The organism is Sporosarcina sp. Y838 (assembly GCF_056786515.1).
Genome location: NZ_JBXCJD010000005.1, coordinates 1 through 9,383, shown reverse-complemented (window position 1 = coordinate 9,383; position 9,383 = coordinate 1). Strand labels below are relative to the sequence as shown.

The window sequence follows — 9,383 nt, the reverse complement described above, 5'->3', positions numbered from 1 at the left end:
GCAGCAGCTTTGTCAGCAGCAGCTTTGTCAGCAGCAGTTTTGTCAGCAGCAGTTTTGTCAGCAGCAGCTTTTTCGGCAGCAGCTTTGTCAGCAGCAGTTTTGTCGGCAGCAGCTTTTTCGGCAGCTTCAGCTTTAACTACTTCTTTTGGTTCAGCCTTTACTACCGGAGCTGATGTTTCGACTATCTCAGGTTCGTCTTTATCGGCTTGTTCTATCTCAGCGGTATTACCTGATATTCCAATCGAAACAAACATGACAGCGAATGCTATCCAACTAAATTTCCTATACTTCAAACGTTGAACGTCTTTTTTCCTTTTCTTTGAAATAATAAATCTAACGATGAAGTACATTAACGCCATGGTCGATAAAAAGGCAACAATGTAAAACGTTGCACTCAAACCTATGAATCCTATAAAAGCGAGAAGCATGAGTCCTCCTGATGCACCCATTAATTTTAGCATTTTCTTAGCGTGATCATGCTTTTTGTTAAAGTACGATATGATCCAACGCACTACAAAATAAATAAGCGTGGGAATAGACAATAAAAAGATAATGAAAAATAAAGTATTCATGCCAAACCTCCTATTATTTTCGGATAGTTCTATGATAAGACATTCTGGATGAAGTGGCAAATATATCCTAAATCTGAATGAAAGCAAAAGCGACCCGTCTACAGATTTGATTGTGGATAGGTCATTTTTTAATTTTAAAATCTACTTCGAGTTAGTGGAATTAGCCACATTTTTTCTTAATCTATTTCGCGAAAAAATGAGAAAGGCCGCGAGCAGAATAGAGAAACCGTAGTTTGACGGTATGGTTAATATAACTAAAATAATGAACCACCATCGTTGATACCATCTATAGTTAACGGCACTAGAAGGCTGGGGTCTATGACATTTAACTTTTTCAATGTGATCCTACTAATGGATAATAGTTCCATGTTACGATATTCAGAATGAATTAGCAAAGGCCCAGTCTTCCAAATGAATCTGCAATAGTCAAAGTAGTCCCTAATCCCGCAATGTATTTAGGCTGGTTCTCGAACGGGATACCCCTGCTCTATATTTGGATAAATCTATATCAAATTCACCTCAAGTATTGAAGCTGAATTTGATATGGATTTGTTTTCGAACCCTTATGATGAAAAACTTAATGATTAAAGAAGTGCAATCTTTGCTTTAATTAAAGGGCGGTTAAAGGAACAAGACTTACATACAAAACTGGAAATCTATGATGAAATTCATTGTTAGATTGTGGAGAATTGCGCTTAAATAAACACGGAATAGTTCAACATTAGTAAACCTTAGTGGAGGAAGACTATAGGTGGGGTTTTTGTTATGATAAAAACAATACAGTATAATACTGTAGGGTCAATTTCAAAGGTGAGAGGCTGGAACATTGTGGACAAAGACAGAAAAGACAAAAGTAAGAAATCAGAGAGTAAACTAATGTATTTTGGTAAATTAGCGTTTTGGCTGCTTGCGGGTTATATATTATTTTTCACTAACCTAGTGGAATATATAGATAATAAAATCGATAGTATGGGTACGGAAGAAGCTAGTCAAGTTATGGAAGTCGTAGAGCCAGGATCTGTACCTGTACCTGTACCTGTACAAGCACCGCCTACCCCATCCGTACCCAAGAAAAAAGTAGAGGTAAGCTGTGAAAAATTAATTAAAGGAAATGTCTCTAGTTCAGGCGGAAAAATATATCATGTACCCGGTGGTGACTATTATGATGCAACAGTTGCGGAAGAAAAGTTCTGTACTCAAGCTGATGCGATGGCTGCTGGGTTTAGGAAGTCAAAAAGGTGACACAAAAACAATATAGTATGGCTATAGACACAAACTATAATAAAGGAGAAAAATATTAGAGAAAAAAAATAGTAGAATTAATTGAATTTAAGATTGAGACCATATTTTTGTTATTCCATAACAGGGCGCGATAGTTTAATAAGCGTCTCTGTTCTTATTAAACTAATGGGTGCTTTAGTTAAAGAACATGGGGTTGCTTAGGCTGCTCTTTTTCTTATTGAACTAACGGGGCAGGTTAGTTGAATAAAGGGTTATAATAATCCCTATTAAAACATCTTAAAGGTGGGATATTAAATGAAGAATTGGATTGAATTATCCTCATTAGAATATAGGGAAGTATGGGATCTGTTATATGATAAATTTAATTTCAAACCAAGTGTGTCGAACTTCCCATCTTTTGAAGTGCCAAGTCCATTTATCACTTATGATACATCCTTATATTCAAATGGGTCAGTAGATATAGATAATTATAATGAGATTTATAGTGAATTAGAGGAAAAGTCATTGCTTGTCTTTCAAGAACGCATACAGAAGAATGAATATTTGTATGCATTAGATTGGCAGCATCCTTGTTATTGGATAAACCCCCATTTAGAATTTCTGAAAAATGAATTTGATGAATGGACAGTGCCTATCTATCCAGATGGTGATTATTACTTTTTTATTCATAAAAATTTCGAATGGGGATTGTTGGGACACCCTTGGGAAAAAACCATAACTATTTTTGGAAAAGAATTGATAAAGGGTTTTGAAGAACATCAACCGAGAATGTTTCAAAAGATACTACGTCAGGGATAATTTAAACCTTATTGAACTAACGGGTGCTTTACTTGAAGATCGTTGAGCTGTTTAGACGGCTCTTTTTTCTTGTTCAATTAAAGAGGGAGTTTAGTTTAACAAGGTAAAGGGAAAAAATCCTAATGAAATATACTAAATATAATAGTATCCTTTAAAGGATATATTAATAACCATCGAATAGGGGTAATCGCCTTTGAATTATGTTAGATTTTGTGTTTTTCAATTCATCTTATTTTCAGCAATTTTTGTTATCAACATTCCCCTTGATAAATACATAGGTAAACCATTTACTTCTGTTGATTTAATAGCAATATGTATAAGTTTACCTATCATAATAATCGTTTACCGAGTAGTAAATAAGGTATATCGACGATTCGAGAATATTAGGTTGCGAAATAAGATATTAATTTCAATACCAACTGTTATATTATCAATCCTTTTTATAGGGCTACTTGAGCAACTGTTTGTTTAGTTTTCTTATTCAACTAACGGGTGCTTTAGTAAGAAATCATGGGGTTGCCAGAGGTAACTTTTTTTCTTATTGAACTAACGGGGCAGGTTAGTGGAAGAGTAGAAAAATATTGCTACAATGAATTAGAACATACATTCTATTTGTGTTTATAAGGAGGATATTATGAGTAAAAAACGAAATTTGGTATTGTATATTGCTGCGAGTTTAGATGGGTATATAGCTACGGAAGACGAGTCTTTAGAATGGCTATTTAATGTTGAAGGTGAAGGTGATAACGGATATTCAGAGTTTTATGAGACAGTAGATACAGTTTTAATGGGTAATAAAACTTATGATTGGATAATAAGACACGAAACAGGGGAATTCCCATATAAAAATAAAGAGTGTTATGTATTTACAAGATCTTCAATTGTAGATACCGAAGATGTCAAATTTATTAATGATGACATAGTTAGTGTTACTAATAAATTGAAGAATCAAGAAGGAAGAAAAATTTGGATTGTTGGTGGAGGGGAATTGTTACAATATTTCGTGAAAGAGAAATTAGTTGATGAAATTATTTTAACAGTGGCTCCAACTATTATAGGGAAAGGAATTCCGTTATTTAAAAAAGGAGATTATCAATTAGACCTTACGTTGAAAGGAACTAGGAACTTCAATCAATTTGTGGAATTACATTATGGCGTTATAAATTAAAAAATATCTTATACAACTAACGGGTGCTTAGTTGAACAACAGTAATGCTTTTCTTATTTTACTAACACAGCAGGTTAGTTAAAGAATATCATTGACAAACGAACTTCCTTAATGAAGTATCTTCTTTTGGAAGAATGTGTTAAAATTAATTGTCTGAAAATTAAAGTTGTTTTAAGGCAATATTTGTGTAGGGGGAGATATCATGATAAACAAAAAATATGTTAGCGTGAAAATTTATAAGGGGAAAACGTCTAACTAATTGAATCATTTAGCGTTTCCCTACAGCTTGAAAGGGGAAAATCATTTTGAATCAAACATTATTAATTATCGATGCCCAACAAGAGTTGATTGATGGAAGTCAAGAAGAAAGTGCAGTTTTCAATAAATTGCAGCTTATTAATAATATCAATTTAGCCATTGAAAAAGCAAAAGAATTCAATGTTCCAATTGTGTTTATAAGAGATATCGATGTTGCTGGTGGAAAAGGTGAAGGGTTTCAAGTTCATAATAAAATTAATGTACCTACGGAAGCAGTGATTTTTGATAAAGCTGCAACGAATTCATTCCATGCAACAGGAATTCTAAATCATTTACAATCTCAAGAGATTGAACATATTGTTGTTATGGGCTGTGCAACACAACATTGTATAGATAGTGCAGTTAGAACTGCCACTATTAGTGGTTTTGATGTCACTTTAGTGGGTGATGGACATTCGACAACGGACAGTGACGTTTTAAGTGCTGAACAAATCATAAAGCATCATAATAGTACTCTTCATGGTCATTACAATGTTGAACACTTTTCAGTTGTTAGGAATGCAGAGGAAGATTTGTTTTGTCCAATTCATGACTCATATAGGTAATAATTTAAAAGCATACTAAAATGTACAATCTTATCAACAACAATCGGACACTTTTATTAAGTAACAATATCCCGCTTTCTCATTGTTGGATGTGAGAAAGTGGGATTGTTTACATTTGGAGCTTCTTAATGTTGTGAATGAATGTACTTAAACTAAAGGAGAAGAGTGTTGTTTACTTTTGTTCAACAATCGAGTCATTTAATGGAATAAAGTATTATTTCAAAAATAATGGAATTGAGGTGTAAAAATGACGGAACTGCAGTGTTTAGAATGCGGTAGTGCAGCAATAGGAGAAGCTAGATGGGCAGGATTTGGAGGTACTTTGCAACCAGCTAAAAAACTTGATTGGAAAGGTGGCTCTAAGATACTTGTTAGGGTTTGCACGGAATGTGGTCACATATCTATGAAAGCAGAAAAACCTCATATATTTAAATAGTGATTATTTTCAATGCTTTGATCCAAGAAGGATTAACGCTTTTTTTAGCCCCTAATGTACTAACGTGTGCTTTAGTCGAACAACAGGGGCTTATTAGGGAGCTCTTTTTTCTTATTAAACTAACGGGGGCAGTTTAGTTCAACAAGTACTTTGGTTAATTGTGGTAATATATCATTAAATCTAGGGGGGATATAATTGGAATTATTCTTTTACTTCCATATGTTTAGAAATATAATTGCTACTTTTTTTCAAGATGGTATTTGGGTAATCGGCTTTTTTTACTTGTTAATTAAGACATTTGAGAATGATAGACTTAAGCATTTTTCTAAATATGTTATAGGGATTGTTTTCGCAATACTATTTATTTATTCAATACAAGTAAGTATATAAGCTTTCTTCTTCAACTAACGGGTGCTTAGTTCAAGAAGAATGATGATGAAAAAGAAGAAGAAGGTTTTACAGTAACAGCAATGTGGAACTGGAATAGGCAAAACTATTATATAAAAAAAGATTGATAAGGGGAGATTATGATGCCTGTTGAAGTAATTGCTGAAAGTATTAATATAGGCGATATAATATTTACAACAACATTTGCTTTGCTTTTTATTTTAGTTTGTGTTGCTTTGATAGTATCGATTAGAAAATTGTCAAAGGATCAAAAGAAAAAGGCTCAAAACAGCATGAACGTTGAACGAAAGCTAGATAAGATAATAGCTTTATTGGAGAAAAAAAGAGATTGATAAATGACAGAGATGTCCTTTTAGTAAAAAGATATGGGGTTGCCAGAGGTAACTCTTTTTCTTATTGAACTAACGGGCAGTTTAGTTGAATAAGAATAAAATAGGGGAGATTTTTTGAAGAATTACATGCCTGGATCCATCATATCGCTAATTTTTTTTATAATACTTGCTTTAGTTGATTCGCAAGTTTACAGCAATGTCATGTCTTTAAACGTGTTAATTCATTTATTGGTACTTCATGTTATTTTTTATAAACATCTTGTCACTGATAAAAAGCGTTTACCATATCTCATTTTTAGTGCTTTACTTGAAAATCGTTGAGCAGCTGGGCTCATTTCATATCGAACTAACGAAGCAGGTTAGTTGAACAAGGGCAAATGAGTTTTATAAACAATTAACTGTGAAGGTGGAGATTAACATTAGACGATTTATGGTTATTTTAATGGTTATATCTATTTTCTTCATATCTGCTTGTAGCGGAAAGGATAATATTGACCATTTCTCTTCTAAAGAAGAAACTTTGGAACATTTCGTTCAGAATGAGAATATTAAGGGAAATATTGATTTAATTACAACGACAAATGATGAAAGTTTATTAGTAATACAGTCAAGTGGAAATACATATTTCGTCGGTGAATTAGTGGAGGACAAGGAAAGATATTACGCTAAGAGAATATCAGACAATGTTGAAATGACAATAGGTGCAAGTTGGGAACTAAATACAATGGATAAGAATGAGTACACTATATTTTTTGAAAAGAACAAAGAAGATGCGAATTACATACAGTTCTCTAATGGAGAATACGATATCTCCCTTGTAGGGGGACATACGATAAGTGAAAACACCTTCGCTTTAACAAGTGCGATAAAGGAAGTTGAAACAGTAAAAGATTAAATCAACTAACGGGTGCTTTACTTGAAGATCGTTGATCTACTTAGACAGCTCTTTTGCTTGTTCAACTAAAGGGGCAGGTTAGTTTAACAAGTACAACTAACAAATTAACAACAAACTAAGAACATGGAGTTGTTAAATGATGAAATACTTGAAATTTTTTATTAGTATCTTCTTGATTTTTCTTGGAAGTACGCTGTTAAATATAACCGTCAATGATGAATAGAGGAAAATAAATATCGATTGAAGTAAATTAGGATGTTAAATTCAAGATGTACAATGCGAATTTATCCAAGATTGTGAATGAGTGTACTTAAACTAACGGGTGCTTTTGTTAAACAAGTGGCTGCCTATAAGGGTAGCTTTTCTTACTGAGCTAACGTAAGCAGGTTAGTTTAAAAACATTTTGTAGATATAACACATACGTGAATCGTCTGTGAATTGATTTAAACTAATTTAAAATTATTTATTAGGTTCTGTTTATTGTCTAGAAGTGAAATAGGTTATAATTAGTGGGAAATTACACGAGGTGTTAAACATGGATCGCGACTTTATTATTCAAATTGCTTCTGAAAGTTTAAAGCTAATACGAACAGAGAGTAATTATACGCAAGATAAGATGGCAGAAATATTAGGAATATCAAAGAAAACACTTGTACAAATAGAGAAAGGAAGAATTTTTGCAAACTGGACAACAACAATTGCAATTTGTGCGTTGTTTCGTGACAGTATTATACTACAAAATCAAATCGGTGGTGATCCAATGGAAGTCATCGAGTTAACAGCTCATGATGTGATTATTAGAGCAAAAGATAAAACCATGGGCGGCTATATTTGGTGGAAAACTGTTGATGAAAGGTTTGGGTATCGTTTACAACAAAATATATTGAGTAAGCATTTTCGAGTATTAGATAACGAAAATTATCGGTTATTAAGTACATTGAATGAGAGTATAGCTAAAGAAAAATGGCGAAACATTATAAATATGATTGTAAACTAAATTTTTTCGTTGTAAATACCGCCTTTAATGTGTAAAATTACACTAAAAGGACGATGTAAAGAATGAAAAAGGTTTTAATAGTTTTATTTTCAATGTTTCTATTTTTTTTGCTGGTGTGGGGAGGAATAAAGCTAAACTTTTTTCTTTATGAAAAACGTGCTGATGAAAGAATAGCAAAAGTAATTGAATATCAAGGAGCATCTAAAGAGAATAGTGAGATACTTGTAGATTTATATGACTATAAAAATGGATGTTGGTATCAGAAGATTGTATTTAAAGATGATCCAGAAATCGTATACGGATATGAATATACTAGATCAGAAAATCAAGTAAGAATTTTTACTAGGTATAATAATATGTCTTTAGATTTAGCCAATAAGAAAGCAAAATACCCTGTGTATGATATTTACTTTGATGGCAATAAGATCATAGAAGAAGAAGTTATTGAACGTTAGATTTGTGAATTTATCAATGAGTCGTCCAATTGGGCGGCTTTTTTATGAATTATTCACTTATGGAACATATAATGCTTTCTTATTCCACTAACGGGTGCTTTAGTCGAACAACAGGGGCTTCTTAGGGAGCTCTTTTTCTTGTTGAACTAACGGGGCAGCATTCCTGTTTGAAGGATGTTCCGGGTCTTGAAAGAAAAAAAGCCCTCTAGTATGATGTGGGTGTCAACGACCATTGACCCATCATCAAACAAGGAGGACTTCTTTATGCAGTTTAAATGCAATGAAAAAATTAATCAAGTGACAGAAAATACACTCGTTGTCGGTATGGATATTGCCAAGCGTGTTCATTATGCGTGCTTTGTCGATGAACGAGGGCGTGTGATTGAAAAAGCCTTTGCGGTACATCAATCAAAAGAAGGCTTTGAAAGTTTGTATGAAAAGATTCGTCAAACGATGAAGGAAGCTAAGAAAACAGACGTTATCGTTGGAATTGAGCCAACAGGCCACTATTGGATGAACTTGGCTTATTTCTTAGATAACTATGGCATTCCACTCGTCATGGTGAATCCAATGCACGTCAAACGTTCGAAGGAACTGGACGATAATTTACAAACAAAGAACGACAAAAAAGATGCGTTGGTCATCGCACGCTTATTGAAAGATGGTCGTTTTAGCTATCCACGTTTGTTAAAAGAGGTAGACGCTGAACTGCGTATTGGTTCTACTCTCCGTTCAAAGTTAACGGAAGATTTAGCTAGTATTAAAAATCGAATCATCCGTTGGCTTGATCGTTATTTTCCAGAGTTTACTCAAGTCTTTCCGTCTTTTGGAAAGATGGCGCTGGCCGCCTTGGAAGTGACGCCATTTCCACAGGATATTAAAGGGAAAACAGCTGAGGAATTGGTCTTTCTATACCGTGAGGTAGAGGGGATGAGGACGCCACAGTTACCGAAAGCAAAGCTTCTCATTGAAGCATCGACTAAATCGATTGGACTGACAGAAGGAGAACAGATGGCCCGACATGAAATCGCCACACTCCTACGTCAGTATCGCTTATTAGAATCCGAAATTGCATCTGTGAACAGTCAATTAACCGAAATGGCACAAACAACAATGGAATATGAGTTACTCACTTCCGTACCTGGTTTAGGAGATGCGACGATTGTTGATTTACTTTCAGAAGTAGGAAGCTTTTCACTTTATGAAAATCCACGCCA

Annotated in this window: 10 protein-coding genes; 9 read left to right on the top strand and 1 reads right to left on the bottom strand. The window is 33.8% G+C overall.

Annotated elements, in window-relative coordinates; all coding sequences use genetic code 11:
• Positions 1–572: hypothetical protein (locus tag AC1TO4_RS08325; RefSeq protein WP_482104949.1), on the bottom strand; the 572-nt coding region annotated here is incomplete at its 3' end.
• A 765-nt stretch (positions 573–1,337) separates the two neighbouring features.
• Between AC1TO4_RS08325 and AC1TO4_RS08320 the strand changes: the two genes are divergently transcribed.
• The 9 genes from AC1TO4_RS08320 to AC1TO4_RS08280 form a co-directional block, all read left to right on the top strand.
• Positions 1,338–1,814, top strand: a complete 477-nt coding sequence (locus AC1TO4_RS08320; protein ID WP_482104948.1) for a sunset domain-containing protein — start codon at positions 1,338–1,340, stop codon at positions 1,812–1,814.
• 294 nt (positions 1,815–2,108) lie between these two features.
• A complete protein-coding gene (locus tag AC1TO4_RS08315) occupies positions 2,109–2,612 on the top strand; it encodes a DUF2716 domain-containing protein (RefSeq protein WP_482104947.1) in 504 nt (167 codons plus the stop codon).
• 634 nt (positions 2,613–3,246) lie between these two features.
• Positions 3,247–3,780: a dihydrofolate reductase family protein gene (locus tag AC1TO4_RS08310; RefSeq protein WP_482104946.1), complete on the top strand. Its 534-nt coding sequence runs from the start codon at positions 3,247–3,249 to the stop codon at positions 3,778–3,780.
• Between the two features lie 305 nt (positions 3,781–4,085).
• Positions 4,086–4,643: an isochorismatase family protein gene (locus AC1TO4_RS08305; protein WP_482104945.1), complete on the top strand. Its 558-nt coding sequence runs from the start codon at positions 4,086–4,088 to the stop codon at positions 4,641–4,643.
• Between the two features lie 966 nt (positions 4,644–5,609).
• The gene (locus AC1TO4_RS08300) at positions 5,610–5,819 is read left to right on the top strand and encodes a DUF4083 family protein (RefSeq protein WP_482104944.1); all 210 of its coding nucleotides are present in this window, start codon (positions 5,610–5,612) and stop codon (positions 5,817–5,819) included.
• Between the two features lie 430 nt (positions 5,820–6,249).
• The gene (locus AC1TO4_RS08295; RefSeq protein ID WP_482104943.1) at positions 6,250–6,714 is read left to right on the top strand and encodes a hypothetical protein; all 465 of its coding nucleotides are present in this window, start codon (positions 6,250–6,252) and stop codon (positions 6,712–6,714) included.
• Positions 6,715–7,249: 535 nt separating this feature from the next.
• Positions 7,250–7,711, top strand: coding sequence for a helix-turn-helix transcriptional regulator (locus tag AC1TO4_RS08290; protein ID WP_482104942.1), 462 nt, complete (start codon positions 7,250–7,252; stop codon positions 7,709–7,711).
• A 62-nt stretch (positions 7,712–7,773) separates the two neighbouring features.
• Positions 7,774–8,166, top strand: coding sequence for a DUF3139 domain-containing protein (locus AC1TO4_RS08285; protein WP_482104941.1), 393 nt, complete (start codon positions 7,774–7,776; stop codon positions 8,164–8,166).
• Between the two features lie 264 nt (positions 8,167–8,430).
• A partial coding sequence (locus tag AC1TO4_RS08280) for an IS110 family RNA-guided transposase (RefSeq protein ID WP_482104940.1) occupies positions 8,431–9,383 on the top strand: 953 nt, incomplete at its 3' end.